Annotated in this window: 22 protein-coding genes; 17 read left to right on the top strand and 5 right to left on the bottom strand. The window is 66.3% G+C overall.

Annotation, left to right across the window (positions count from 1 at the left end; all coding sequences use genetic code 11):
• Positions 1-263: 263 nt before the first annotated feature.
• The 15 genes from rplJ to ACT86A_RS02870 all read left to right on the top strand — a co-directional run bounded on the left by rplJ (position 264) and on the right by ACT86A_RS02870 (position 21,040).
• Positions 264-803: a 50S ribosomal protein L10 gene (gene rplJ / locus ACT86A_RS02940; RefSeq protein ID WP_445090416.1), complete on the top strand. Its 540-nt coding sequence runs from the start codon at positions 264-266 to the stop codon at positions 801-803.
• Positions 804-859: 56 nt separating this feature from the next.
• Positions 860-1,240 carry a 50S ribosomal protein L7/L12 gene (gene rplL, locus ACT86A_RS02935; RefSeq protein WP_445090415.1) on the top strand — a complete coding sequence of 127 codons (381 nt, stop codon included), beginning with the start codon at positions 860-862 and terminating at the stop codon, positions 1,238-1,240.
• A gap of 248 nt (positions 1,241-1,488) precedes the next feature.
• Positions 1,489-2,565, top strand: a complete 1,077-nt coding sequence (locus ACT86A_RS02930) for an ABC transporter ATP-binding protein (RefSeq protein ID WP_445090414.1) — start codon at positions 1,489-1,491, stop codon at positions 2,563-2,565.
• Between the two features lie 11 nt (positions 2,566-2,576).
• Positions 2,577-3,371, top strand: a complete 795-nt coding sequence (locus ACT86A_RS02925) for an MlaE family ABC transporter permease (protein ID WP_445090413.1) — start codon at positions 2,577-2,579, stop codon at positions 3,369-3,371.
• Between the two features lie 3 nt (positions 3,372-3,374).
• Complete coding sequence (locus ACT86A_RS02920) at positions 3,375-4,238, top strand: MlaE family ABC transporter permease (RefSeq protein ID WP_445090412.1); 864 nt, start codon at positions 3,375-3,377, stop codon at positions 4,236-4,238.
• Entirely contained in the window at positions 4,235-5,587 is a 1,353-nt protein-coding gene (locus ACT86A_RS02915) for an MCE family protein (protein ID WP_445090411.1), read from the top strand. The genes ACT86A_RS02920 and ACT86A_RS02915 overlap by 4 nt, the downstream gene beginning before the upstream one ends.
• Entirely contained in the window at positions 5,584-6,660 is a 1,077-nt protein-coding gene (locus ACT86A_RS02910) for an MCE family protein (protein WP_445090410.1), read from the top strand. Before ACT86A_RS02915 ends, ACT86A_RS02910 begins: the two co-directional genes overlap by 4 nt.
• Positions 6,660-7,670, top strand: a complete 1,011-nt coding sequence (locus ACT86A_RS02905) for an MCE family protein (RefSeq protein WP_445090409.1) — start codon at positions 6,660-6,662, stop codon at positions 7,668-7,670. The genes ACT86A_RS02910 and ACT86A_RS02905 overlap by 1 nt, the downstream gene beginning before the upstream one ends.
• Before the next feature lie 37 nt (positions 7,671-7,707).
• A complete protein-coding gene (locus ACT86A_RS02900; RefSeq protein ID WP_445090664.1) occupies positions 7,708-8,940 on the top strand; it encodes an MCE family protein in 1,233 nt (410 codons plus the stop codon).
• Positions 8,937-10,250 carry an MCE family protein gene (locus ACT86A_RS02895; RefSeq protein ID WP_445090408.1) on the top strand — a complete coding sequence of 438 codons (1,314 nt, stop codon included), beginning with the start codon at positions 8,937-8,939 and terminating at the stop codon, positions 10,248-10,250. Before ACT86A_RS02900 ends, ACT86A_RS02895 begins: the two co-directional genes overlap by 4 nt.
• Complete coding sequence (locus tag ACT86A_RS02890) at positions 10,247-11,488, top strand: MCE family protein (RefSeq protein ID WP_445090407.1); 1,242 nt, start codon at positions 10,247-10,249, stop codon at positions 11,486-11,488. Before ACT86A_RS02895 ends, ACT86A_RS02890 begins: the two co-directional genes overlap by 4 nt.
• A gap of 106 nt (positions 11,489-11,594) precedes the next feature.
• Complete coding sequence (locus tag ACT86A_RS02885) at positions 11,595-12,323, top strand: Rv1363c family protein (protein WP_445090406.1); 729 nt, start codon at positions 11,595-11,597, stop codon at positions 12,321-12,323.
• Positions 12,324-12,333: 10 nt separating this feature from the next.
• Positions 12,334-13,068: a hypothetical protein gene (locus ACT86A_RS02880; RefSeq protein ID WP_445090405.1), complete on the top strand. Its 735-nt coding sequence runs from the start codon at positions 12,334-12,336 to the stop codon at positions 13,066-13,068.
• 410 nt (positions 13,069-13,478) lie between these two features.
• A complete protein-coding gene (gene rpoB / locus ACT86A_RS02875) occupies positions 13,479-16,985 on the top strand; it encodes a DNA-directed RNA polymerase subunit beta (RefSeq protein WP_445090404.1) in 3,507 nt (1,168 codons plus the stop codon).
• Between the two features lie 101 nt (positions 16,986-17,086).
• Entirely contained in the window at positions 17,087-21,040 is a 3,954-nt protein-coding gene (locus ACT86A_RS02870) for a DNA-directed RNA polymerase subunit beta' (protein WP_445090403.1), read from the top strand.
• Between the two features lie 146 nt (positions 21,041-21,186).
• Here the strand turns inward: ACT86A_RS02870 and ACT86A_RS02865 are convergent, their stop codons facing one another.
• Positions 21,187-21,807 (bottom strand): DUF8020 domain-containing protein, encoded by a 621-nt coding sequence (locus ACT86A_RS02865; RefSeq protein ID WP_445090402.1) that lies wholly within the window; start codon positions 21,805-21,807, stop codon positions 21,187-21,189.
• 342 nt (positions 21,808-22,149) lie between these two features.
• Between ACT86A_RS02865 and ACT86A_RS02860 the strand changes: the two genes are divergently transcribed.
• Both ACT86A_RS02860 and ACT86A_RS02855 read left to right on the top strand, forming a co-directional pair.
• Positions 22,150-22,482 carry an ArsR/SmtB family transcription factor gene (locus ACT86A_RS02860; protein ID WP_445090401.1) on the top strand — a complete coding sequence of 111 codons (333 nt, stop codon included), beginning with the start codon at positions 22,150-22,152 and terminating at the stop codon, positions 22,480-22,482.
• Complete coding sequence (locus ACT86A_RS02855; protein WP_445090400.1) at positions 22,479-22,964, top strand: SRPBCC family protein; 486 nt, start codon at positions 22,479-22,481, stop codon at positions 22,962-22,964. The genes ACT86A_RS02860 and ACT86A_RS02855 overlap by 4 nt, the downstream gene beginning before the upstream one ends.
• Positions 22,965-23,022: 58 nt before the next feature.
• Here the strand turns inward: ACT86A_RS02855 and ACT86A_RS02850 are convergent, their stop codons facing one another.
• The 4 genes from ACT86A_RS02850 to ACT86A_RS02835 all read right to left on the bottom strand — a co-directional run bounded on the left by ACT86A_RS02850 (position 23,023) and on the right by ACT86A_RS02835 (position 25,998).
• Positions 23,023-24,012 carry a pirin family protein gene (locus ACT86A_RS02850; protein ID WP_445090399.1) on the bottom strand — a complete coding sequence of 330 codons (990 nt, stop codon included), beginning with the start codon at positions 24,010-24,012 and terminating at the stop codon, positions 23,023-23,025.
• A gap of 76 nt (positions 24,013-24,088) precedes the next feature.
• Complete coding sequence (locus tag ACT86A_RS02845) at positions 24,089-24,400, bottom strand: GNAT family N-acetyltransferase (RefSeq protein ID WP_445090398.1); 312 nt, start codon at positions 24,398-24,400, stop codon at positions 24,089-24,091.
• 99 nt (positions 24,401-24,499) lie between these two features.
• Complete coding sequence (locus tag ACT86A_RS02840; RefSeq protein WP_445090397.1) at positions 24,500-25,552, bottom strand: aldo/keto reductase; 1,053 nt, start codon at positions 25,550-25,552, stop codon at positions 24,500-24,502.
• Positions 25,549-25,998 (bottom strand): MerR family transcriptional regulator, encoded by a 450-nt coding sequence (locus ACT86A_RS02835; RefSeq protein ID WP_445090396.1) that lies wholly within the window; start codon positions 25,996-25,998, stop codon positions 25,549-25,551. The genes ACT86A_RS02840 and ACT86A_RS02835 overlap by 4 nt, the downstream gene beginning before the upstream one ends.
• Between the last annotated feature and the right edge of the window lie 252 nt (positions 25,999-26,250).

Raw genomic sequence — 26,250 nt, 5'->3', positions numbered from 1 at the left:
CAGTTATCGACAAGTTCGATCGCTACCCAATCCGTTCTACCGAAGACCGTTGGTCGCCGATCCCGCCCGGGTTCGGTCGAAGGTCCGGCGACAGTGCCGGCGGCCCACGCAGGGAGAGCCGAGGCTGGGAATTGATCCGGGTATGGCCCGGACCGGTTTTCCGTTGCGCCCCGGAACGCTCTGCGTTCGGGGCGTTTGTTTTATCGCCCACCTCTGATCGGTAGTTCGCGTGTACGAACCGACCATCAGAGAGGAGGCGAAGCATGGCAAAACCCGAGAAGGTCACCGCGGTCGCGGAGATCGCTGAGCAGTTCAGGAGCTCGACGGCCACCGTCGTCACGGAATACCGTGGCCTGTCGGTCGGCAAGCTCACCGAGCTGCGGCGCGCGCTCGGCGCCGACGCCACGTACTCCGTCGCCAAGAACACCCTGGTCAAGCGGGCTGCTGCCGAGGCGGGCGTGGAAGGGCTCGACGAGTTGTTCGTCGGACCGACCGCGATCACCTTCATCAGCGGTGAGCCGGTGAACGCGGCCAAGGCGCTGAAGACCTTCGCGAAGGACAACAAGGCGCTTGTCATCAAGGGCGGCTACATGGACGGCGCTGCGCTGTCCGTGTCCGAGGTCGAGCGAATCGCCGATCTGGAGACCCGCGAGGTCCTGCTGGCCAAGCTCGCCGGCGCCCTGAAGGGCAACCTCGCCAAGGCCGCTGGTCTGTTCAACGCTCCCGCTTCGCAGGTGGCCCGCCTGGCCGCCGCGCTGCAGGAGAAGAAGCAGGCCGAAGAAGGCGCGCCCGCCGCCGAGTAAAACCCGTGCGGTACGACTTGCCCGCATAGACATCTACTACCGAAAGGAATACCACAATGGCCAACGTTGACGAACTGCTCGAGGTCTTCGGCAACATGACCCTGCTCGAGCTGTCGGACTTCGTGAAGAAGTTCGAGGAGAAGTTCGAGGTCACCGCGGCTGCTCCGGTCGCCGTCGCGGCCGTCGGCGGTGCCGCCGCTCCGGCGGAGGCGGCCGAGGAGCAGGACGAGTTCGACGTCGTCCTCGAGGGTGCCGGCGACAAGAAGATCCAGGTCATCAAGGTGGTCCGCGAGATCGTCTCCGGCCTGGGCCTGAAGGAAGCCAAGGACCTGGTCGAGAGCGCCCCGAAGCCGATCCTGGAGAAGGTCGCCAAGGACGCTGCCGAGGCTGCCAAGGCGAAGCTGGAAGAGGCCGGCGCCAAGGTCTCGGTCAAGTAATTCCCGAGCGAAACACGCCGAACGGGCGGTTCCCCTTCAGGGGGACCGCCCGTTCGCTATTTCCGGCGACCTGGGGCGCATCCTGAATATCACTGTGATTTGCGGGGTTACTCTTCGGTCAGCTCAGGGGTGTGCCCCGTCTCTCTGGTGCGTTACAGTGACCGGACCCACGGTGGTGTGCTGCACAGCGATCGGCCGAGCGTGCGGCTTCGTTGGTGGGGAGCTCGCTGAGAATTGTGGAGGTTGGCGTGGGCGTCGAGGTGAGGACCGAGAGCGTAACCAAGTCCTTCGGTTCGCAGCGAATCTGGCAGGACGTATCTCTCACGTTGCCGTCGGGCGAAGTGAGCGCGCTGCTGGGCCCGTCGGGCACCGGTAAGTCGGTGTTCTTGAAGTCGCTGATCGGTCTCCTGCGTCCCGAGCGCGGCTCCATCTACATCGACGGCACGGATATCACCACCTGCTCCAACAAGGAGCTGTACGAGATTCGCAAGCTCTTCGGCGTGCTGTTCCAAGATGGTGCGCTGTTCGGTTCGATGAGCCTGTTCGACAATGTGGCTTTTCCGTTACGCGAGCACACCAAGAAGACCGAATCCGAGATCAAGAAGATCGTGATAGAGAAGCTGGAGCTGACCGGTCTGCTCGGCGCCGAGGGCAAGCTGCCCGGCGAGATCTCCGGTGGGATGCGTAAGCGTGCCGGGCTGGCCCGTGCGCTGGTACTCGATCCGCAGATCATCCTCGTCGATGAGCCCGACTCCGGTCTGGACCCGGTGCGCACCTCGTACCTGTCGCAGTTGCTGATCGACATCAACGCGCAGATCGATGCCACGATCCTGATCGTCACGCACAACATCAACCTGGCCCGCACCGTGCCGGACAATATCGGCATGCTCTTCCGCCGCCAGCTGGTCATGTTCGGCCCGCGCGAGGTGCTGCTGACGTCCGAGGAGCCGGTGGTCAAGCAGTTCCTCAACGGCCGCATGATCGGTCCGATCGGCATGTCCGAGGAGAAGGACGAGGCGCAGATGGCGCGCGAGCAGGCGCTCGTGGACGCCGGCCACCATCACGGGGGCGCGGAGGAGGTCGAGGGGATCATCCCGCAGATGCGCGCGACGCCGGGTATGCCGGTGCGTCAGGCGGTGTTGCGGCGCAAGGAGCGTGTCCGGGAGATCATGCACACCCTGCCGCATGCGGCGCAGGTCGCGATTCGCGAATCACTTGCGGAGAACGACGATACACAGGTGATGGCGTATAACAGCGGCGACCTGGCCAGTTACCCGGGCGGCACATCCGGCGATGCCCTGCGACACAACACAACTAACGGGTAACATCTGCGATCGTGAATGCCACCCTGGCGCGCCTGCGGACTCCGCTGGAGTCGGGGTTTGCCCAGGCCGGCAATATCTTTGCGCTGCTGATCGACGTCCTGCGCAAAACGTTCCGCCGGCCCTTCGAGTGGCGGGAGTTCATCGAGCAGTCGTGGTTCATCGCGAGTGTCTCGATCCTGCCCAGCGCTTTGGTCGCGATTCCGTTCGGCGCGGTCGTGGCATTGCAAACAGGTTCGCTGATCAAACAGCTGGGCGCGGAATCCTTTACCGGCGCGACCAGTGTCCTGGCTACCGTCCAGCAGGCGGCTCCGGTGGTCACCGCGCTGATCATCGCGGGCGCGGCCGGGTCGGCGGTGGCCGCCGATCTCGGCTCGCGCACCATCCGCGAGGAAATCGACGCCATGGAGGTGCTCGGCGTCGATCCGGTGCGAAAGCTCGTTGTGCCGCGGGTAATCGGCATGATGCTGGTGGCCTTGCTGCTCAACGGTCTGGTGTCGGTGGTCGGCATCGCGGGCGGCTACTTCTTCAACGTGCTGCTGCAGGGCGGAACGCCGGGCGCCTACCTGGCGTCGTTCTCCGCGCTCGCTCAGCTGCCGGACCTGTGGATCGGGGAGATCAAGGCAGTGGTGTTCGGCCTCGTCGCCGGCGTGATCGCCGCGTACAAGGGGTTGCATCCCAAAGGGGGCCCGAAAGGAGTCGGTGACGCGGTGAACCAATCAGTGGTGATCACCTTCCTGGTGCTGTTCTTCGTCAACCTCGTCCTGACCCTGGTGTACCTGCAGGTCGTCCCGGCCAAGGGCGCCTGATCGATGGCCACGTCGTATCGCACCCCGGTCGTCCGGTCGATACGTCGGGTCGGCGATGTCTTCCGCATGCCGCTGAACGTCATCGATCGCGCGGGCGATCAGATGTCGTTCTACTCCCGGGCCATCGCCTGGATCCCGCGCACCGCCGTGCATTACCGCAAGGAGGTCATGCGGCTGCTCGCCGAAGTCACCTTCGGCACCGGCGCGCTCGCGGTGATCGGCGGAACCGTCGGCGTCATCGTGTTCATGTCCGGCTCGGTCGGTGTCGTCGTCGGCCTCCAGGGCTTCAAAGCGCTCGACGCGCTCGGCAGCTCGGCACTCACCGGCTTCCTCACCGCCTACATCAATACCCGCGAGATCGCGCCGCTGGTCGCCGCGCTGGCGTTGTCGGCGACGGTCGGCTGTGGCTTCACCGCGCAATTGGGCGCGATGCGGATCTCCGAGGAGATCGACGCGCTCGAGGTGATGGCGGTGCCCGGCATCCCCTTTCTGGTCACCAGCCGGGTGATCGCCGGATTCCTGGCGGTTATTCCGCTCTACATCGTGGGCCTGCTCGGAACGTTCCTGGCTTCGCGCATGGTCAGCATCTGGTTCAGCGGGCAGTCCAGCGGGGCCTATGACCACTACTTCAGTCTGTTCCTGCCACCGCAGGACGTGCTGTATTCGTTCCTCAAGGTGCTGGTCTTCGCGTTCGTGATCGTCATGGTGCACTGCTACTACGGCTTCCATGCCACCGGCGGGCCTGCCGGCGTCGGTGTCGCGGTCGGTCGCGCGGTCCGCGCCGCGATCGTGCTGGTGAACATCCTCGACTTCTTCCTCAGTCTGGCGATCTGGGGCACCACGACGACGGTGCGGGTGGCCGGATGAGCCGCGCGACGCAGACCTGGCGTGCTACGCAGAAGCTGCGGGTCAGGTTGCTCGGCGTCGCGTTCTTCGCCGTGGTCGCGCTGTTCGTGTGGACGACGGTCGCGATCTACGGCAAACAGTTCGTCCGAACCGTGCAGGTCGATCTGATCACCGACACGGTCGGCAACGCGCTGACCCGCAACGCGGACGTGAAGGCCCGCGGCGTCAGTGTCGGCGAGGTGCGCTCGAGCCGTTCCGAGGGTGGTGTGGTGACCTTGCACCTGGCCATCGATCCGGACAAGGCGAAACAGATCCCGGTCAACGCCACCGCACGACTGCTGCCCAAGACCCTGTTCGGTGAGCGCTACGTGGACTTGGTGATTCCGCCGGACCGGAGTCCGCAGCACCTGACCGACGGTGTGACGCTGCACCAAGACGCCAGCGGCAACGCCATCGAGCTGAGCAAGCTGCTCGACGACCTGATGCCGCTGCTGCAGGCGATTCCACCGCAGGACCTCGCCGCGACCCTCGGCGCGCTGTCGCAAGCGCTGGCCGGTCAAGGGCTCGTGCTCGGCGAAAGCGTGGACAAGCTGGACGAGATCTTCGGTCAGATCAACGGCGTGCTGCCGGACCTGCGAGCCGACCTGCGCAGTTTCGCCGAGGTGGCCGCCACATACTCCGATGCGGCTCCGCAGTTGATCCAGGCATTGGACAATCTGCGCACCACCAACGCGACGATCGTGCAGCGGCGCACCGACATCGATGTGCTGTATGCGACGCTGACGCCGACCTCGGCGACCACCGCCGAGTTCTTGCTCGCCAACCGCGACAACGTCATCGACGTGGCCGCCGACTCGCGTCCGGCGTTGCAGCAGCTGGCCTACTACTCGCCGAGCTACGCCTGCGCGCTGGCGAACTTCGCGCAATTGACGCCGCGCATCGACAAGCTCTTCGGCAAGGGCACCGACCGGCCCGGCTCGCGCGTGAGCATCGAGCTGACCAACACTCGCGGCAAGTACCTGCCGAACCAGGACGAACCGCGTTGGCTGGACACCAGGGGGCCGTGGTGCGTTCCTGAGCAGCCGTTGGGCGTCGATCCCGGCCAGTATCCCGGCGGCCCGCCCAATGACGGCTCTTACGCCGTGCCCAGCCGCAATCCCGGCGACCAAGAGGCCGGCTATCTGCAGCCGCCACAGTTCGGCGTCTACCCCGCGAGCAAAGTGGCCACCATCGCCGGTTCGCCTATGGAGCAGCAGTCGCTCGGCGCGATCTACGGCGCTGCGAACGGTGTCGCGCCGGATCAGGTACCCGGGTGGGTGACTCGGGCCGGTGCGCCCGCATTCCGCGGTAGCGAGGTGAACGTGCGATGAGGCAGCCCCTGCGCGGTCTGGGTGGGCCGCTGGCCAAGCTGATCATCTTCGTGGTGGTGACCTTGTTCGTGACCACCATGCTCGGATTGTCCATCGCCAACTACAGCCGCGGTGGTACCGGCTTCAAGGCCAGATTCACCGACGTCACCTCGCTCAATCGCGGTGACGAGGTGCGCATCGCGGGCGTGCGGGTCGGCAAGGTGACCGATGTGTCGATCGTGGACAGACGGCTCGCCGAGGTGAAGTTCGAGCTCACCGACCGGGACTGGTTGCCGGCCTCGACCATCGCGACGATCAGGTACCGCAACCTGGTCGGCCAGCGCTATATCGCCTTGGAGCAGGGGACCGGGGTGCAGGGCCGCAAGCTGACCGAGGGCGGCACCATCCCCTTGGAGCGGACCAGGCCGGCGTTGAACCTCACCACGTTGTTCAACGGTTTCCGGCCGCTGTTCCGCACGCTGACCGCCGAGGACGTGAACAAGCTCTCCTTCGAGATCATCCAGGCCTTCCAGGGTGAGCAGGGCACGATCCACGACTTGGTCGCGACCACGGCGAACCTGACCAACCGGATCGCGGACAAGGACGCCGTGATCGGTGAGCTGACCCGCAACCTGACCGCCGTGCTGGACACGGTCAACCAGCGCGACGACCAGTTCGACCAGTTGATCGTGAACACCGAGGCGCTGATCAGCGGACTCGCCGCGGAACGCGACACCATCGGGCGTTCGGTGACCTCGCTCGCCGACCTGACCTCGGCCACGTCCGATCTGCTGGTGCCGGTCCGTCCGACGCTGCAAGGGTCGATCGCCGGTTTGAGTCAGTTGACCGGAACCCTCGACCAACGTCGCGACGAGGTGAACGAAGCGCTGTACAGCCTGCCGATCAAGATGGAGAAGCTCGGCCGCGCGGGTAGCTACGGCTCGTGGTTCCAGTTCTATCTCTGTGGCATCGATATCGTCGTCGGCCCGGGTGCGGTGGACGCACCGCAGCTCAACCTGCCCGCCGGCCTCCCGACGATCAACCAGCCGCTGTACACCAACGCGGCGCCGCGCTGCCAGGGGAGGGCTCGCTGATGGAAGATCGCTTCCTGCTCGGCGGCCGCAGCCCGGCGTTCCTGGGGGTGCTCGGCGTCGCCATCGTGCTCCTGGTGACGGTGTCGGCGTTCTTTCTCGACCGACTACCCATCATCGGCGCGGGCACCAAGTACGCCGCGGAGTTCACCGAGGCCGCGGGGCTGAAGAAGGGCAACGAAGTCCGGGTCGCCGGCGTCAAGGTCGGTTCGGTATCCGATGTCCGGCTCGAGGGCAACCGCGTCGTCGTCGACTTTCGCACCAAGGACGCCTGGATCGGCGACGAGACCACCGCGTCCATTCAGATCAAGACCCTGCTCGGGCAGAAATATCTGGCGCTGGACCCGAGGGGGTCCGCGCCCGCAACTGCGAATTCGCGAATTCCGCTGTCGCGCACGGTGTCTCCGTATGACGTGGTAGACGCCTTCACCGATGCGGCCCGCAATATCGATCGGATCGACACCGCGCAGCTGGCCACCAGCATGCGGGTGCTGTCGGAGGCGTTCGAGACGACGCCGCCGCAGATCCGCAGCTCCATCGACGGTGTGGCGCGGCTGTCGGAGACACTGGCCAAACGGGACCAGGAGCTGAAGAAGCTGTTCGCCGCGACCAGGCAGACCACCCAGATCCTGGCCGATCGCAACGCCGAGTTCGAGCGGCTGCTGGCCTCGGGCGGACAGCTGCTCGCCGAGTTGAACATCCGCCAGCAGTCCATCGCGCAGCTGCTGTCCGGCGCCAAGACGGTGTCGGCGGAGCTGACCGCGTTGGTGCACGACAACGAGCAGCAGATCGGTCCCGCGTTGACCAACCTGCGCGCGGCGATCGACCTGCTCAACGCCAACCAGCAGAACATCGCGAAGACACTGGAACTCGCGGCGCCCTTCTACGGTCTCTACGCCAACGTGCTCGGCACCGGCCGGTGGTTCGACGCGGTGATCGTCAATCTGGTTCCGCCCGCGCTGCCCGAGATCCCCGGCTATCGTCCGCCGGTCCGCACGCTGGGAGGTAACTGACGTGGCGGAGAACTGGCGCAGTGATCCCGTTGGCGCGATGCGCGATTCCAGTCGCGGCGTCAAGGTGGCGATCGCGTTGGTCGTCGTCCTCGCCGTGCTGGTGGCCGCAGTGCTGTGGTGGCTGTTCAACCGGCTGACCACCACCACGATCACCGCCTACTTCGATCGCTCGGTCGGCATCTACAAAGGCTCGGACGTGCGCATTCTCGGTGTGCCGGTCGGCTCGGTGGATTCGGTGCAGCCGCAGGGCGATCAGGTCCGGATCGTGCTGAGCGTGGATCGCAAATACGACGTGCCCGCGGGCGCGCGGGCCGCGCAGATCACGCCGTCGATCGTGTCGGACCGCTACATCCAGTTGACCCCGGTCTACACGGATGGGCCGAAGATGCCGCGCAACGGGACCATTCCGCGCGAGCGAACAGTTACCCCCGTCGAGGTCGATGAGCTGTACAAGAGCATCACCGAGTTGTCCGATGCGTTGGGCCCGCATGGAGCCAACGCCGACGGCGCGGTGAACGAACTGGTCCGCACCGGAGCGGCGAACCTGGCCGGCAACGGCGAAGCGCTGGCGAACAGCCTCACCCAGCTGTCGCGGGCGGCGCGGTATCTGGCGGACACGCGCGGCGACATCTTCGACACGGCCAAGAACCTGCAAGCCTTCCTCACCATGCTGGCGCAGAACGACCGACAGGTGCGGCAGTTCAACGTCCAGCTGGCCGATCTGTCCACGTTCCTGGCCGATGAGCGCGAAGATCTCGGCGCCGCACTGCATTTGCTGTCGATTGCCCTTGGCGACGTCGCCCGCTTCATCGATGACAACCGGGATCTGATCGCGAGCAACGCCGAAGGGTTGATCACGCTCACCAAGACGCTGGCCGATCAACGCGCGGACTTGGCAGCCGTCCTGCCGGTGCTTCCGTTGGCGCTGAGCAATCTGATCAATGTGCACAACGCCGAATCCGGCACCCTCGATATGCGCGCCAACTTCCCCGACCTGCAAGATCCGTTCGGTGTGGTGTGCAAGATGCTGGATCTGTCCAAGCTGATGCCCGGTGACCCCAGGTTCGAGGCGCTCGGCAGGCAGATGCGGCCGATTCTCGAGCACTGCAAGGACATCACCGACCAGATCACCGCCGGTGTGCAGACCCCCACGCTGATCCTGCCGTTCGGCATCCTCAGCGGCGAGAACGAGCAGCGCGACCCGGTGCCGGGCACGGTGCCCGGCACGCCGTCGGATCGACTCCCGCCGTCCGAGGGAGGGGGCCGATGACCGTCCGGATCCGTTCCGTCGCACGGGTTTCCGGTGCCGTACTGGCGCTGGTCCTGTCCGGCGCGCTGGTCACCTCGTGCGCCGCCGACGGCATCTACAGCGTGCCGCTGCCCGGTGGCGCCGATGTCGGCGAGCACCCGATGCATATCGATATCCAATTCGACGACGTACTCGACCTGGTGCCGCAGTCGGCGGTCAAGGTCGAGGGCGTGCCCGTGGGCCGGGTCGAGAAGATCGCCATCGGCACCGACCAGTGGACCGCGACCGTGCGCACCGTGGTGATCTCGTCGGTGGACCTGCCCGCGAACGCGCACGCCGAGGTCCGGCAGTCGAATCTGCTGGGTGAGAAGTTCATCGAGCTGTCCAGGTCCGCCGCCGACCCCGATCCGCGGCGCCTCGGCGACGGCTCGGTGATCCCGGTCGAGCGCACCAGGCACGCGACCGAGATCGAGCAGGTGCTCGGCGCGCTGTCGCTGCTGCTCAACGGCGGCGGCGTCGCGCAGCTGCAGCCGATCGTCACCGAGTTGAACAAGACCTTCGGGGGTCGCGAGGATCGCGTGCGCTCGCTGATCGAGCGGGCGAACACACTGATCGATGGCCTGAACGAGCAGGTCGACGACATCACCAGGGCGCTGGACGGCCTCGATGTGCTCAGCAGCAGGGTCAGCACGCAGACCGAGCAGATCGCGAAGATCCTCGAACAGTTGCCCGCAGGCATCAAGATCCTGGCCGAGCAGCGACCGCAACTGGTCGGCCTGCTCGCCCAGCTGGACCGGCTCGGCCAGGCCGGCTTCGACGTGCTGAACACCTCGAAGCGCGATCTGATCCGCGACCTCACCGCGTTGCGGCCCACCCTGCAGGAACTCGGCCGCTCGGCACCGGATCTGGTGACCGCGCTTCCGCTGATCCCGACCTACCCGTTCCCGGATTCCGCGCTGGAGGGCACTTTCGGCGGGCAGGTCAATACGTGGTTGTCAGTGGACCAGCAGATCGGCGTGACGCTCAGCAATCTCGGCGTGGGCAAACCGGATCCGGTCTACATTCCTCCGGTAGGCCCGCCGGTGCCGGTGAATCCGACGAACCCGTATTACGGCGGCAATGGCCCACGGCCGGGCTGGCCGACGGTGTCGATCCTGCCGCTGCCGCCGCTCATGGCGCAGCCGCCCGCGCCGGGCGTGCCGCAGGGGCCGGTCGGGGCGATCCTCGAACAACTCGGGGTGGGAGGCGGGACCCAACAGAGCGTGGGAGGCGGGACCCAACAGAGCGTGGGCAGCGGGACCCAACAGAACGTAGGGGGTGGTCCGCGGTGACCCGTCTGGTCCGGTGGCAGCTGATCACGTTCGTGGTGATCGCGGTGCTCGGGGTGATCTACGTCGGCGCCAGGTACATCCGGCTCGATCAGATGCTGGGATTCGGTCTGTACACGGTGAAAGTACAGGCGGCGCAGACCGGCGGTATTTACCAGGGCGCCGAGGTGACCTACCGCGGCGTTCCGGTCGGCCGGGTCGGCGAACTCGAGCTCACCGACGACGGTGTACTGATGAACCTGATCATCGATTCGAGCTCGCCGGATATCCCGGCTTCGGCGAAGGCTGTCGTGGCCAATCGATCCGCGATCGGCGAGCAGTACCTCGATTTGCAACCGGACTCGAACGCCGGCCCGTACCTGCGCGACAACTCCGTGATCAGCTCGGCGACCACGCCGGTTCCCGTCGAGCAGTTGGTCGCCAGCGTGGACAATTTCACCCGTTCGGTGGACCTGAACGCGCTCAACACCACGGTGCGCGAGCTCGGCACAGCGTTCGACGGCAAGGGCGACGATCTGCAGGTACTGATCCAATCGCTGAACCAGTTCACCGAGACATTCCAAGCGACGCTGCCGCAGACCATCCAGCTGATCCGGGACGGCAGGATCGCACTCGGTACCCAGGCCGAACAGGCTGCCGCCATCCGTGAGTTCAGCGACGGTCTGGACAAGCTCACCGCCCAGTTGCGCTCCAGCGATCCCGATGTGCGCAGGCTGATCGGGACCGGAACCGATGCGGGCGAGCAGATCGGCGCGCTGGTCACCGAGAGCGGCGGCGCGCTCACCCAGGACTTGACGAACCTGCGGCTGGTGCTGCGGACGATTTCACCGAAGTTCTACGCGCTGAAACCGTTGCTGCAAATGCTTCCGCAGCTGTCCATCGGTGGTTCTTCCACCGCACCCGGTGACGGCACCAGCCACTTCGGCTTGGTGCTGGAGACCAATAATCCGCCCGCCTGTACCGTCGGCTACGAGGGCACGCAGCGGATTCTCGAGCAGATGAAGGCACAGAACCCGGATTTCGACGACACGCGCGACGAGTTCCCCTTCAACAAGAACGCCAAATGCCGTGTGCCATTCGGTAATCCAACCGCCGTCCGGGGTGGCGAACGCGCCGAGTTCGCCGATCCCGCCATCGTGCAGCCCTGGGACGCCAACCCCAAGACCGATCCGGAGAAGCTGAATCTGACTCCGGTCGCCGTGCAGCTGTCGACCCTGCTGGGGGTCACGCCGAAGCGGTGACCAGGAGCAACGACGTTAGGGTGTGCCGCGTGAGTGACTGGAGCGAGCGAGCCATGAGCACGATGCTCGTGGACGTGACGAAGCCGAGCGACGGCGAGGCGCTGTCGTGAGCGCCGAGCTCTCCAAGCCGTCCGATTCAGCGCGAAAAGCGCCGGACGCCGAGGAGTTGTCAGCGCCCGCGCCTGCGAAGCCGACCGCTGCACCCGCCGGCGCGTCGGTGCAGCCCCGGATCGAAGCCGTGGCGCGCCCCGGCGCCGCGTCCGCGCTCGGCCGGGTGGCATTCCTCGGCTCGGCGGCCTTGCTGGTGGTCGCCTTGGTCGCCGCCGCGTGGTTCGGTGCGGGCTGGCTTCGTGCCGCGCTCACCGATGGCCCGCGCGCCGACGCGCGCGACACCGCACTGGACGCCGCCCGGCAGGCGGCGCTGAACATGACGTCGATGAACCTCAACGACGTGCCCGGCTCGCTCGCGCTGGCCAGGTCATCGATGACCGGCGCACTGCTGGACTCGGCCACCAAGAACTCCGACCAGGCCGAGAAACTGGCCCGGCAGAGCGGGGTCGCGATGACCTCGAAGGTGCTCGGCGCCGCGCTCACCTCGCTCAATAGCGAGCAGGACAAGGCATCGGCGCTGGTCGTGCTGCAGGTAACGGAAAAGGCCAGGGACAAGGCGCCCGCGGAATATCGCTACACCTGGACGGTCGACGTGGCCCGGGACGGCGCGGGCTGGAAGGCCGACCAGGTTTCCTCGCTCGGCCAGCCGGTCCTTTTGAGCGGCGGACCCAGCAGGCAGCCGCCCGCCCCGGAGCAGGTTGTCGCGCCGAAGCCGGGATCGTAGGAGGACACCCATGACGTCTCGTCGACCGGTCAATCGGGTCACGTCCAAGCGCCGCCCGGTCGTCGAACGACCGTCGCGCACCGCGTCCGCTCGGGCCGAGCGCACCACACCTGCCCGTAAGCCGCGCGTTTCCCGTCCTGTCGCGGCACGCCGTGCCGTCAGCGCGGTACAGCGCCGTACGCAGCCGACCGGACCGTCGCAATGGCGCGCGATCGCGCGGTGGAATCCGGGACGTCCGCGACGGCAAGCGGCCGGACGCCCGCATTGGGGTGTCGTCGCGGGGTTGCTCATCTCGGCGGTGGCGCTGGGCGCCTTCGCGTGGCTCGCCGCCCAACGGCCCGGAGTGGATACCTCGAACCAGGCGTACGTGAACAACGAGGCCACCCAGGAGGTACGCGCGGCCGCCGAGCACGCGCTGCGGTCGGTCTACGCCTACGACGTGAAGAACATCGACGGCTACCGGGACACCGCGAAGGGGGTGCTCACCGGAAAGATGCTCGCAGACCTCGACAAGTACGCCGACACCACCATTTCGGCGGTCAAGCAGGCGCAGACCAGTGCCGATGCCAAAGCCGACCCGATTGCTGTGACATTGCTCACTAACGATCGTGCCGAGCTGCTGGTCAATTTGGTGGTGAGCGCCACCAAGGATGGCGTGGCGCAGCAGAGTGTCGCCGGTCCCGTCGTCCTGCACATGCAAAAGGTGGACGGTCGCTGGCTGGCCAGCGATATCGTCGACCAGTAATATGGAGCGGATTGCCTGGGATGGCCCAGCGCGGCAGGCGATCTCGCGGGAGTCCCGGCCCGGCCCCCGCCACTTGACGAGTTTCGTCCGAACCGTCACGCTATTCACAACAGCGGCAGCTGACACAGTGGTTTCCAGCGCATCGCGGCTCCGGACGTGGCCAGCGAATACGGCCCGGCGCGCCAGCCACGCGGCGGATCGCCCGGGTGGTACTTTGACACCTCCCTGTACATGGGTGTAGGTTTGGACGTTGCGCTGGCTGCCTCCTGTCCATACCTCGATTTGCACACGTAAGTTCACCCTTCCGGTGTTACTTCCGTTGTTGCCTGTTCGGGTTTCGTTCGGGTTGTAACCAGCGGAATTCGTAGCAGACAAGCGACGGTCGCGGACCACCACGCGACGCGCGTGAGGTGCTGGAAGGACGCATCTTGGCAGTCTCCACCCAGACCAAGGCAGTTGCCGGAATCCCCGGAGCCCCGTTGCGGGTGTCTTTCGCGAAGATCCGTGAACCCTTGGAGGTGCCCGGACTTCTCGATCTACAGACGGACTCGTTTTCTTGGCTGATCGGTTCAGCGAATTGGCGTGAGAAAGCGGCGGCCCGCGGCGACGTCGGCCTAGTCGGCGGACTCGAGGAGGTGCTCGAGGAGCTCTCTCCGATCGAGGACTTCTCCGGGTCCATGTCCCTGTCCTTCTCCGACCCGCGCTTCGAGGAGGTCAAAGCCTCGATCGACGAGTGCAAAGACAAGGACATGACCTACGCGGCTCCGCTGTTCGTGACGGCGGAGTTCATCAACAACAACACCGGTGAGATCAAGAGCCAGACGGTCTTCATGGGTGACTTCCCGATGATGACCGACAAGGGCACGTTCATCATCAACGGCACCGAGCGCGTGGTCGTCTCGCAGCTGGTGCGTTCGCCGGGTGTCTACTTCGACCACAGCGTCGACAAGGGCACCGAAAAGGACCTGCACAGCGTGCGGGTCATCCCGAGCCGTGGCGCGTGGCTCGAGTTCGACGTGGACAAGCGCGACACCGTGGGTGTGCGCATCGACCGCAAGCGTCGCCAGCCGGTCACCGTGCTGCTGAAGGCGCTGGGCTGGACCACCGAGGAGATCGTCGAGCGGTTCGGCTTCTCCGAGATCATGATGTCCACCCTGGAGAAGGACAACACCGCGGGCCAGGACGAGGCGCTGCTGGATATCTACCGCAAGCTGCGTCCGGGTGAGCCGCCGACCAAGGAGTCCGCGCAGACCCTGCTGGAGAACCTGTTCTTCAAGGAGAAGCGCTACGACCTGGCGCGCGTGGGCCGGTACAAGGTCAACAAGAAGCTCGGCATCCACCTCGGCGAGCAGGTCATCGGTTCGGTGCTGACGAAGGAAGACATCGTCAACACCATCGAGTACCTGGTCCGCCTGCACGCGGGCGATAAGACCATGACCGCTCCCGGCGGCGTCGAGGTGCCGGTGGAAGTGGACGACATCGACCACTTCGGCAACCGTCGCCTGCGCACCGTCGGCGAGCTGATCCAGAACCAGATCCGGGTCGGCCTGTCCCGCATGGAACGTGTGGTCCGCGAGCGGATGACCACGCAGGACGTCGAGGCGATCACGCCGCAGACGCTGATCAACATCCGCCCGGTCGTGGCCGCGATCAAGGAGTTCTTCGGAACCTCCCAGCTGTCGCAGTTCATGGACCAGAACAACCCGCTGTCGGGCCTGACCCACAAGCGTCGCCTGTCGGCGCTGGGCCCGGGTGGTCTGTCCCGTGAGCGCGCCGGCCTGGAAGTCCGTGACGTTCACTCGTCGCACTACGGCCGCATGTGCCCGATCGAGACCCCGGAAGGCCCGAACATCGGCCTGATCGGCTCGCTGTCGGTGTACGCGCGGGTCAACCCGTTCGGCTTCATCGAGACGCCGTACCGCAAGGTCGTCGACGGGCGGGTGACCGACGAGGTCCGTTACCTGACCGCCGATGAGGAGGACCGCCACGTGCGGGCCCAGGCCAACTCGCCGGTCGGCGCGGACGGCCGATTCCTCGAGGATCGGGTGCTGTGCCGCCGCGGCAACGAGGAGAACGAGCTCGTCGCGGCCTCCGAGGTCGACTTCATGGATGTCTCGCCGCGGCAGATGGTGTCGGTGGCGACGGCGATGATCCCGTTCCTCGAGCACGATGACGCCAACCGTGCCCTGATGGGTGCGAACATGCAGCGTCAGGCCGTTCCGCTGATCCGTTCGGAGTCCCCGATCGTGGGCACCGGTATGGAGCTGCGTGCGGCGGTGGACGCGGGTGATGTGGTGGTGAACGAGAAGCCGGGTGTGGTCGAGGAGGTTTCCGCCGACTACGTCACGGTGATGGCCGACGACGGTACGCGCAAGAGCTACCGGATGCGGAAGTTCAACCGTTCGAACCAGGGCACCTGCTCGAACCAGCGTCCGATCGTGGACGAGGGTCAGCGGGTGGAGCGTGGTCAGGTTCTGGCCGATGGTCCGTGCACCGAGAACGGTGAGATGGCGCTGGGTAAGAACCTGCTCGTCGCGATCATGCCGTGGGAGGGGCACAACTACGAGGACGCGATCATCCTGTCCCAGCGTCTGGTGGAAGAGGACGTGCTGACCTCGATCCATATCGAGGAGCACGAGATCGACGCGCGGGACACCAAGCTGGGTGCCGAGGAGATCACGCGGGATATCCCGAATGTCTCCGACGAGGTGCTCGCGGATCTGGATGAGCGTGGCATCGTGCGCATCGGTGCCGAGGTGCGCGATGGCGACATCCTGGTCGGCAAGGTGACTCCGAAGGGTGAGACCGAGCTGACGCCGGAGGAGCGGCTGCTGCGGGCGATCTTCGGTGAGAAGGCGCGTGAGGTGCGCGATACGTCGCTGAAGGTGCCGCACGGTGAGTCCGGCAAGGTGATCGGTATCCGGGTGTTCTCCCGCGAGGACGACGACGACCTCCCACCGGGTGTCAACGAGCTGGTCCGGGTGTATGTGGCGCAGAAGCGCAAGATCCAGGACGGTGACAAGCTCGCCGGCCGGCACGGTAACAAGGGTGTGATCGGCAAGATCCTGCCGACCGAGGACATGCCGTTCATGCCGGACGGCACCCCGGTCGACATCATCCTGAACACGCACGGTGTGCCGCGGCGTATGAATATCGGCCAGATCCTGGAAACCCATCTGGGCTGGGTCGGCAAGGCAGGCTGGAATGTCGACGTAGCCGCCGACGGCACTCGCCCGGACTGGGCGCGGGCGCTGCCGGAGGAGATGCTGGGCGCTCCGGCCGATTCGAATATCGCCACGCCCGTCTTCGACGGCGCGCGGGAGGAGGAGCTGACCGGTCTGCTGGCCTCGACGCTGCCCAACCGTGATGGTGAGCGGATGGTCGACGACGACGGTAAGGCCACGTTGTTCGATGGTCGTTCGGGTGAGCCGTTCCCGTACCCGGTCGCGGTCGGTTACATGTACATCTTGAAGCTGCACCACCTGGTCGACGACAAGATCCACGCGCGTTCGACCGGTCCGTACTCGATGATCACCCAGCAGCCGCTGGGTGGTAAGGCGCAGTTCGGTGGTCAGCGTTTCGGTGAGATGGAGTGCTGGGCCATGCAGGCCTACGGTGCGGCGTACACGCTGCAGGAACTGCTGACCATCAAGTCCGACGACGTGGTCGGTCGGGTGAAGGTCTACGAGGCGATCGTCAAGGGCGAGAACATCCCGGAGCCGGGCATTCCGGAATCGTTCAAGGTCTTGCTCAAGGAACTGCAATCGCTGTGCCTCAACGTCGAGGTGCTGTCCTCCGACGGTGCCGCGATCGAGCTGCGCGAAGGCGAGGACGAGGACCTGGAGCGTGCGGCGGCCAACCTGGGCATCAACCTGTCCAGGAACGAAGCGGCCACCGTCGACGATCTGGCGAACTAGGCGGTCGGCCGGAGGCCGCCACCGGCGGCATCCGGCCTTCCGCGCATTACCACTAGTGAACTTTTGCTCGAATTCGACCCGCACAGGGGAAAGGAAGTTACGTGCTAGACGTCAACTTCTTCGATGAACTTCGGATCGGCCTGGCCAGCGCCGACGATATCCGTCAATGGTCCTACGGCGAGGTGAAGAAGCCGGAGACCATCAACTACCGCACGCTCAAGCCGGAGAAGGACGGCCTGTTCTGCGAGAAGATCTTCGGTCCCACCCGGGACTGGGAATGCTACTGCGGCAAGTACAAGCGCGTCCGCTTCAAGGGCATCATCTGTGAGCGCTGTGGCGTCGAGGTGACTCGCGCCAAGGTGCGCCGGGAGCGGATGGGTCACATCGAACTGGCCGCTCCGGTCACCCACATCTGGTACTTCAAGGGCGTGCCCTCGCGCCTGGGTTACCTGCTCGACCTGGCGCCGAAGGATCTCGAGAAGATCATCTACTTCGCCGCCTACGTCATCGTGGGCGTCGACGAGGAACTGCGGCACAACGAGCTGTCCACGCTCGAGGCCGAGATGGAGGTCGAGAAGAAGGCGGTCGCCGACCAGCGCGACGCCGATCTCGAGGCCCGCGCCCAGAAGCTGGAGGCCGACCTGGCCGAGCTGGAGGCCGAAGGCGCCAAGTCCGACGTCCGCCGCAAGGTCAAGGACGGCGGCGAGCGCGAGATGCGCCAGCTGCGCGACCGCGCCCAGCGCGAGCTGGACCGGTTGGAGGAGATCTGGAACACCTTCACCAAGCTGGCGATCAAGCAGCTCATCGTCGACGAGGTGCTCTACCGCGAGCTGGTCGACCGCTACGGCGAGTACTTCACCGGCGCCATGGGTGCGGAGTCCATCCAGAAGCTGATGCAGAACTTCGACATCGAGGCCGAGGCCGAGTTGCTGCGCGAGACCATCCGCACCGGCAAGGGCCAGAAGAAGCTGCGTGCGCTCAAGCGGCTGAAGGTCGTCGCGGCCTTCCAGTCCAACGGCAACTCGCCGATGGGCATGGTGCTCGACGCTGTTCCGGTGATTCCGCCGGAGCTGCGCCCGATGGTTCAGCTCGACGGTGGCCGCTTCGCCACCTCCGACCTGAACGACCTGTACCGTCGCGTGATCAACCGCAACAACCGCCTCAAGCGACTGATCGACCTCGGCGCGCCCGAGATCATCGTCAACAACGAGAAGCGGATGCTGCAGGAATCCGTCGACGCGCTGTTCGACAACGGCCGCCGCGGCCGTCCGGTCACCGGGCCGGGCAACCGTCCGCTCAAGTCGCTGTCCGACCTGCTCAAGGGCAAGCAGGGCCGGTTCCGGCAGAACCTGCTCGGTAAGCGCGTCGACTACTCGGGCCGTTCGGTCATCGTCGTCGGTCCGCAGCTGAAGCTGCACCAGTGCGGTCTGCCCAAGCTGATGGCGCTGGAGCTGTTCAAGCCGTTCGTGATGAAGCGCCTGGTCGATCTGAACCACGCGCAGAACATCAAGTCCGCCAAGCGGATGGTGGAGCGGCAGCGGCCGCAGGTGTGGGACGTCCTCGAAGAGGTCATCGCCGAACACCCGGTGCTGCTCAACCGGGCCCCGACGCTGCACCGTCTGGGAATCCAGGCTTTCGAGCCGCAGCTGGTGGAAGGCAAGGCCATCCAGCTGCACCCGCTGGTCTGTGAGGCGTTCAACGCCGACTTCGACGGTGACCAGATGGCCGTGCACCTGCCGCTGTCCGCGGAGGCACAGGCCGAAGCGCGCGTGCTGATGCTGTCGTCGAACAACATCCTGTCGCCCGCCTCGGGTCGCCCGCTGGCCATGCCCCGCCTGGACATGGTGACCGGCCTGTACTACCTGACCCGCCTGGAAGACGGCGCGAAGGGTTCCTACCAGCCGGCCACCAAGGATGCTCCGGAGCAGGGCGTGTACTCCTCGCCCGCCGAGGCGCAGATGGCGGTGGACCGCGGTGAGCTCACCGTGCGCTCGCTGATCAAGGTCAGGCTGACCGACCAGCGCCCGCCCAGGGAGGTCGAGGCCCAGCTGTTCCCGGAGGGCTGGCGCCGCGGCGACGCGTGGATCACCGAGACCACGCTGGGTCGGGTGCTGTTCAACGAGCTGCTGCCCGCGGACTACGCGTTCATCAACGAGCAGATGCCGAAGAAGCGGCAGGCGACGATCATCAACGATCTCGCCGAGCGCTACCCGATGATCGTGGTCGCGCAGACCGTCGACAAGCTCAAGGACGCCGGTTTCCACTGGGCCACGCGTTCCGGCGTGACGGTCTCCATGTCCGACGTGCTCGTACCGCCGGAGAAGGCCGAGATCATGGAGCGCTACGAGGCGCAGTCGGATCAGATCGAGAAGAAGTACCAGCGTGGTGCGCTCGATCACCAGGAGCGCAACAACGCCCTGGTCAAGATCTGGCAGGAGGCGACCGAGGAGGTCGGTAAGGCGCTGCGCGCGCACTACCCGGCCGACAACCCGATCATCACGATCGTCGACTCGGGCGCCACGGGTAACTTCACCCAGACTCGTACCCTCGCCGGTATGAAGGGCCTGGTGACGAACCCCAAGGGTGAGTTCATCCCGCGGCCGATCAAGTCCTCCTTCCGTGAGGGCCTGACGGTTCTGGAGTACTTCATCAACACCCACGGTGCCCGTAAGGGTCTGGCCGACACCGCGCTGCGCACCGCCGACTCGGGTTACCTGACCCGTCGTCTGGTGGACGTGTCGCAGGACGTCATCGTGCGCGAGCACGACTGTGGCACCGAGCGCGGCATCGTGGTGCCGATCGCGGAGAAGCTGCTCGATGGCTCGATCATCCGCGACGCGCATGTGGAGACCTCCACGTACGCCCGTACGCTCGCGGCCGACGCGTTGGACGAGCGGGGCAATGTCATCGTGGCGAAGGGCGCCGACCTCGGCGATCCGGCGCTCGAGGCGCTGCTGGATGCGGGTATCACCGAGGTGAAGGTCCGCTCCGTGCTGACCTGCACCACCGGAACCGGCGTATGCGCGACCTGCTACGGCCGCTCCATGGCGACCGGCAAGCTGGTCGACATCGGCGAGGCCGTCGGTATCGTCGCCGCGCAGTCCATCGGTGAGCCGGGTACCCAGCTGACCATGCGTACGTTCCACCAGGGTGGTGTCGCGGGTGACGACATCACCGGCGGTCTGCCTCGTGTCCAGGAGCTGTTCGAGGCACGCGTGCCCAAGGGCAAGGCGCCCATCGCCGAGGTCTCCGGCCGGGTGCGGCTGGAGGACGACGATCGCTTCTACAAGATCACCATCATTCCGGATGACGGTGGCGAAGAGGTTGTCTACGACAAGCTCTCGAAGCGGCAGCGGCTGCGCGTGTTCAAGCACGATGACGGCACCGAGCGTCTGCTCTCGGACGGCGACCACGTCGAGGTCGGCCAGCAGTTGCTGGAAGGCGCGGCGGATCCGCACGAGGTGCTGCGCGTGATGGGCCCCCGGCAGGTTCAGGTCCACCTGGTCCACGAGGTTCAGGAGGTCTACCGCTCGCAGGGTGTGTCGATCCACGACAAGCACATCGAGGTCATCGTGCGGCAGATGCTGCGTCGCGTGACGATCATCGATTCGGGTTCGACGGAGTTCCTGCCCGGCTCGCTCACCGAGCGTTCCGAGTTCGAGGCCTCCAACCGTCGTGTGGTCGCCGAGGGTGGCGAGCCCGCGGCGGGTCGCCCGGTGCTGATGGGTATCACCAAGGCGTCGCTGGCCACCGACTCGTGGCTGTCGGCGGCGTCCTTCCAGGAGACCACCCGAGTCCTGACGGACGCGGCGATCAACTGCCGCTCCGACAAGCTCATCGGTCTCAAGGAGAACGTGATCATCGGTAAGCTGATCCCGGCCGGTACCGGTATCAACCGCTACCGCAACATCCAGGTGCAGCCGACCGAAGAGGCACGTGCCGCGGCGTACGCGGTGCCGTCCTACGACGACACCTACTACAGCCCGGAGGGCTTCGGCACCACCACTGGTGCCGCGGTCCCGCTGGACGACTACGGATTCAGCGACTACCGGTAATCCGCGTCAGCTGCAATAAGCATTCGGCCCTCGTTCCACCTCTGGAGCGGGGGCCGAATGCGTTGCGGGCTGATACGGACTTGGATCAACTATCGCTGCTGCGCGTGATCGGGACGCGGGAAACCGACCTCCGCGGACCAGCTCGGCTAGGGTGCGGTCACGTACTCCAGCGCCGCGTCGACGGCGGGCTGTCCGCCGCTGACGACGAATCCGGCCATCGCGCCGATCGCGGCGCCCGCGACCGCGGCGGCGGGCGCCGTGATGAAGTCGAGAACGAAAAGCCCGAGCGGGAATCCGAGCACGAATCCGATCGCCGCGCCGATCCCGGCGCCGGTCAGGATCGCAGGCATGGCCTTCTCCGCCTGGGCGTAGAAGCGCTCCTGCACGCTGACGTCGCGCAGTGGCGCTTCGGTCAGGCCGGTTGGTGCGAGGGTGAGCCGGTGGCCCGCGTCCTCGACTATCGGGCGCAGCGCCACGCGCTGTTCCCCGATGCGCAGTGCCATCGGCAGCGCCGCGACGACCTTGCCGTCGCGGTCGGAAACCGTGACGACCCGGTCGTCGTGGGTGAGCTCGAACGTCCCGTCCTGGATGGTGGCTACGGCCGCGCGTCGGTCTTCGGTCGCGGCGACGTGGTAGCCGACCTGGTGGAACGAGCCGCTGAGGTCGAGCGGAACATCGCCGGGCAGTGGCTGTGCGTGCGCGGGAGTTGTGCTGATTGCGGTGGCCGCCAACGCAATCAGCGTCGCGGTGACTAGCGAGATCTTCATCGTGCTCTTTCCATATGCCGCCCCCGCGTTCGGTTCGTCCGAAAACATACCGTTCGATGGGCGTCATCAGAAGAGGTTCGGGCACAATGCCCTTCGATGTGCCCCGCTGAATTCGGATGTCGCGGTGCGCGATCGAGTCGCCTATCCTCGACAAATGCCACCGGCGCGGCCACCCTCCTCGGCCGCGAGCCCAAGCCTGCCATGCCGGCCTGCGGCTGTTGACCAGTGGGCTTTCTTCGGCGATGGGGCGACATCGACTCTTCGCGGCACCCGCGGTCGGTGTCGGCGCGCCTGGTCGACATTCCCTTGACGTTCTCCTGTGTCCGCGCAACACTGAACTAGATGGTTCAGTATGACTTCCTGGATGCCTCCTTCGGGGCGCTCGCGGATCCCACCAGGCGCGGGATCCTGGAGCGACTCGGTAGTGGACCCGCGACCGTCAGTGAGTTGGCCCAGCACTTCGACATGACGCTGACCGGCGTCAAGAAGCACATCCAACTGCTGGAGGCGGCGGGCATGGTGGTCACGGAGAAGCGCGGCCGGGTGCGGTACTGCCGCCTCGGCGAGCATGTCTTCGACCGCGAAGTGGCCTGGATGCAGGGCTACCGGCGGATGGTGGAAGCGCGGCTGGATCGTCTTGGTGAATTCCTCGAGCGAACGGAGCGGGAACCATGAGCACAACCACGAACGACGCCGTCGTCACGACCGACGCCGACCGCGCGATCCACATCGAGCGGGTCTTCGACGCCCCGCGCGAGCGGGTGTGGGACGCCTACAGCAGAATCGAGCTGCTCGCGCAGTGGTGGGGACGCGGCCACAAGCTCGACATCGAGCGTTGGGAGTTCCGCCCGGGCGGGCACTGGCGCTTCGTCGAGCACTCCGAAGACGGCACCGAGGGCACCGACGGTTTCGAAGGCCGTTTCCGTGAGATCACTGCGCAGGAGCGCATCGTGTACTCCTTCGAGTGGGATGGCATGCCCGCCCATGTCGCGATCGACCAGGTCGGTTTCATCGACCTCGGCGACGGTCGAACCAAGGTGGTCACCGACAGCCAGTTCCACACGCCCCAGGAGCGGGACGGGATGCTCCAGTCCGGCATGGAGGGCGGTCTCAACCAGAGCTACCACGCGTTGGACGCGCTGCTGGCGCGCGGCTGACTGATTGCGGAACGTGTTCGGCCCCAGTTGGTTTCGCGATTGGGGCCGATTCCCGCAATCAGCCCCTGGCCGGACCGATGCGGCGTCTGCGCGGCTTCAGATGCAGACCGGGCAGCGGCGGGGCCGGAATGCGCTGTTGCGGTGTGTGGCCCGCGATATCGGCGAAACGCTCGACATCGTGCTTCTCCCAATCATTTCGGGCCGCGACGATGTCCTCGTGGCTGCGGCCGACGAAGTTCCACCACATCACCAATTCCTCGCCGAACGGCTCGCCGCCGATCAGCGCGAAATGAGCGCCCGCCACGCTGTTGATCCGCAGCTCGTCGCGATCGGTGCCCAGGTAGAGCAGGGGGCCAGGTCCGAGTTCGTTGCCCGCGATCGTCATTCGGCCCTCGATCACCAGCACCGCATGCTCGAAACGGGTTTCCAGCGGGAGCGTGACGTCGGCTCCCGGCTCCACCCGCACATCGGCGCCGACGAGGGGCGTGTAGGCGATCGCGGGGGAAGTCACTCCGGCCAGTGTGCCGGTCAGCACGATCGCCTCGAGGCCGGGCGCTCGCAAGACGGGCAGCGCGCGATGTTGCTCGAAGTGCGGGGCGATCCGGGTGCGGTCGCCCGGCAGCGCGATCCACAGCTGCAAGCCGTGCCCGGCGGGCGCGCCGGGCACGGCGTACTCGGAATGGGCGATGCCGCGGCCCGAGGTCATCAGGTTCAGCTGACCCGGTTCGATCTCCACGTCCGAGCCGACCGAGTCGCGGTGCCGGATACGGCCCTCGAACGGCCAGGTCACCGTCTGCAAGCCGATGTGCGGGTGCGGATCGATATCCGGCGGCGCACCGGTCTTGGTGACGGTCGGCGACCCGAAGTGATCGAGGAAGCACCACGCGCCGACCGTCGGCAGATCCCGTTGCGGCAGGACGCGTTCGACGAAGACGCCGCGGACACCGCCCAGCGGCACCTCGCGTGCCGGATACAGCGCGGCGGCCGGGCCCGGCCCCGGTGCCGGTTCGCACAGCGTTTCCGCGGGGCGCGGATCCAGATCGCTCACGACTGCGCCTCGCCGGCGCTCGGCTTCGTCGTGCGCGGTGGCGCGCCGTGGTTTCGGTTCGCTCGCCGGTGCTCGATCACCGCATGACGCCTTTGCCGATCACGTGCGTGTCGTACTGGGGATGCTTCTCCAGATATCCCTTGATGAACGGGCACCGGGGCCGGATCACGCGCTCGCGCTCGATGGTGTCCTCGATAGCGTTCTGCGCCAGGATGGAGCCGAGCCCCTTGCCGGAGAACGCGTCATCGATCTCGGTGTGGGTGAACACCGTCTCGTCGTCCCGCTCTTCGTACTCGGCGAAGCCCGCCAGCTCTCCGCCGTGGAACACCTCGTACCGATGCCGCTCGTTGTTGCGGACGACGGTGGATTCGGGAGCCGATTCGGTCATGCCTGCCTTCTCCTTCCGTGCGCGGGTACCGGGTGGCCGCTGAGAATCGAGACGCGGTTGAGCGCGCCGATCGTAGTGGCCACCCGGATGACGAGCGGGCTATTCCCGGCCTGCCGAGGTGAAGGACATGTCCGCGTATCGGTTTCCGGAAACGTTGCTCGCGATCGGCTCCAGGGTTGCCAGCTCGTCACCGGTCAGCGAAATGGTCGCCGCGGCCACGTTGTCGGCGAGCCGGGTCCGGCTGCGGGTACCCGGAATCGGGACCACCGCGAGGTCGCGCAGCCTGCTCTGTGCATGCACCCACGCCAGCGCGACCTGCGCCGGCGTGATGCCGCGCGCGCCGGCGATGGTCCGCAACGGTGCCAGCAGCTCCGCGTTGCGTACCGCGTTCTCGCCGGAGAAGCGTGGCATCGTGGACCGGAAATCCTTCGCGTCCGGGGTGCCGGTGAACGTTCCGGCGAGGAAGCCGCGCCCCAGCGGCGAGTACGGCACGAACGTAACTCCCAGTTCCGCGGCCGCGGGCACCACGGTCGCCTCGACGTCCCGGGAGAACAGCGACCATTCCGATTGCACCGCCGCGATCGGGTGCACCGCGTGCGCCGCACGCAGTTCGGCGCTGGTCACCTCGGACAGACCGAGTGCGCGAACCTTGCCCTCCCGCACCAATTCCGCCATCGCGCCGACCGTGTCCTCGATCGGCACGCCGGGGTCCTTGCGGTGCATGTAGTACAGGTCGATGACGTCGATCCGCAGTCTGCGCAGGCTGTTCTCCACCGCGCTGCGGACGTAGGCGGGGGAGTTGTCGAAGCCGCGGTAGGCCGGGTCGTCCGCCTTGCGGACGATGCCGAATTTCGTCGCGAGCACCACCCGGTCGCGTTCGGCGTTGACGAAATCGCTGAGGAATTCCTCGTTGTGACCCGAGCCGTAGATATCGGCGGTGTCGAAGAGCGTGACCCCCAGTTCCAGCGCCCGGTCCAGCGTCGCCCGTGATTCGGTGAGATCGCTGGGCCCGTAGAACTCGCTCATTCCCATGCAGCCCAGACCCTGTGTTCCCACCCGGATGCCGGCGGTGCCGAGCGTGGTGGTGGGAAGCGCGCCGGTGCTGGGCTCAGCCGTCGCCCGGCCGCCACCTACTGTCGAATCGCTGTTCATAGGATCATCCCTTCGCTGTCGTGCGCGGTAACCGCGGCCGGTTGGACTTCGTCGGCTCGGCCCTCGTAGAGGGCGATCTTGTCGTCCAGCACGGCCACGGTCTGACGAAGTTCATCGATCTTGGCGAGCGCATCGGCGCGTGTGTTCCGGAACATCTCCAGCCGCTGCGGGAACGTGGATTCCCCCGCGCGTACCAGCTCGGCATAGCGGACCATGTCCGCCACCGACATGCCCGTGGTGCGCAGCCGGGCGATCAGCGTCAGCCAGGCCAGATCGCGATCACTGAACCGGCGCTTGCCGGTGTGGTCGCGGCCGATGTAATCCATCAGCCCGATCCGCTCGTACCAGCGCAACGTGTCCCGGCTCAGTCCGGACCGCTCGGCCACCTCGCCGATCGAATACCGCGGCTGCTCCCGATCGCTCACACCCGTGTGAAATGCGGTCATGCCCGCGCCTCGCCGACGTTCGGCTCCGTCTCGCGCGCGGGCGCGCTGTGTTTACGGTTCGCTCGCTGGTGCTCGCTCACTGTGCTCGCCTTTCCCGTTGAACACCGACGACGCTAGTCACCTGGAGTGCACTCCAAGCAAGCGAGCCGGGCCGCCAACGGCAATGCTCGGTCTCGCTCCGCTCGAAAACCGGAAGCGGAGCGGGCGTGGTCGCGGTGAGGTGCGCCGACAGGGATGACGATGCAGTGCGCG

The organism is Nocardia glycosmidis (assembly GCF_052545115.1).
Note: the sequence above shows the minus strand (reverse complement) of the source record. Positions and strands in the feature narration are given on the sequence as shown.

Excerpts from the sequence above, each read along its gene's own strand:
- ACT86A_RS02840 (WP_445090397.1), bottom strand. The coding sequence starts at position 25,552 with ATGAACAGCGATTCGACAGTAGGTGGCGGCCGGGCGACGGCTGAGCCC.
- rplJ (WP_445090416.1), top strand. The coding sequence starts at position 264 with ATGGCAAAACCCGAGAAGGTCACCGCGGTCGCGGAGATCGCTGAGCAG.
- ACT86A_RS02880 (WP_445090405.1), top strand. The coding sequence starts at position 12,334 with ATGACGTCTCGTCGACCGGTCAATCGGGTCACGTCCAAGCGCCGCCCG.
- ACT86A_RS02915 (WP_445090411.1), top strand. The coding sequence starts at position 4,235 with ATGAGCCGCGCGACGCAGACCTGGCGTGCTACGCAGAAGCTGCGGGTC.
- ACT86A_RS02855 (WP_445090400.1), top strand. The coding sequence starts at position 22,479 with ATGAGCACAACCACGAACGACGCCGTCGTCACGACCGACGCCGACCGC.
- rplL (WP_445090415.1), top strand. The coding sequence starts at position 860 with ATGGCCAACGTTGACGAACTGCTCGAGGTCTTCGGCAACATGACCCTG.
- ACT86A_RS02900 (WP_445090664.1), top strand. The coding sequence starts at position 7,708 with ATGCGCGATTCCAGTCGCGGCGTCAAGGTGGCGATCGCGTTGGTCGTC.
- ACT86A_RS02865 (WP_445090402.1), bottom strand. The coding sequence starts at position 21,807 with ATGAAGATCTCGCTAGTCACCGCGACGCTGATTGCGTTGGCGGCCACC.
- ACT86A_RS02860 (WP_445090401.1), top strand. The coding sequence starts at position 22,150 with ATGGTTCAGTATGACTTCCTGGATGCCTCCTTCGGGGCGCTCGCGGAT.
- ACT86A_RS02905 (WP_445090409.1), top strand. The coding sequence starts at position 6,660 with ATGGAAGATCGCTTCCTGCTCGGCGGCCGCAGCCCGGCGTTCCTGGGG.
- ACT86A_RS02910 (WP_445090410.1), top strand. The coding sequence starts at position 5,584 with ATGAGGCAGCCCCTGCGCGGTCTGGGTGGGCCGCTGGCCAAGCTGATC.
- ACT86A_RS02895 (WP_445090408.1), top strand. The coding sequence starts at position 8,937 with ATGACCGTCCGGATCCGTTCCGTCGCACGGGTTTCCGGTGCCGTACTG.
- ACT86A_RS02920 (WP_445090412.1), top strand. The coding sequence starts at position 3,375 with ATGGCCACGTCGTATCGCACCCCGGTCGTCCGGTCGATACGTCGGGTC.
- ACT86A_RS02845 (WP_445090398.1), bottom strand. The coding sequence starts at position 24,400 with ATGACCGAATCGGCTCCCGAATCCACCGTCGTCCGCAACAACGAGCGG.
- ACT86A_RS02835 (WP_445090396.1), bottom strand. The coding sequence starts at position 25,998 with ATGACCGCATTTCACACGGGTGTGAGCGATCGGGAGCAGCCGCGGTAT.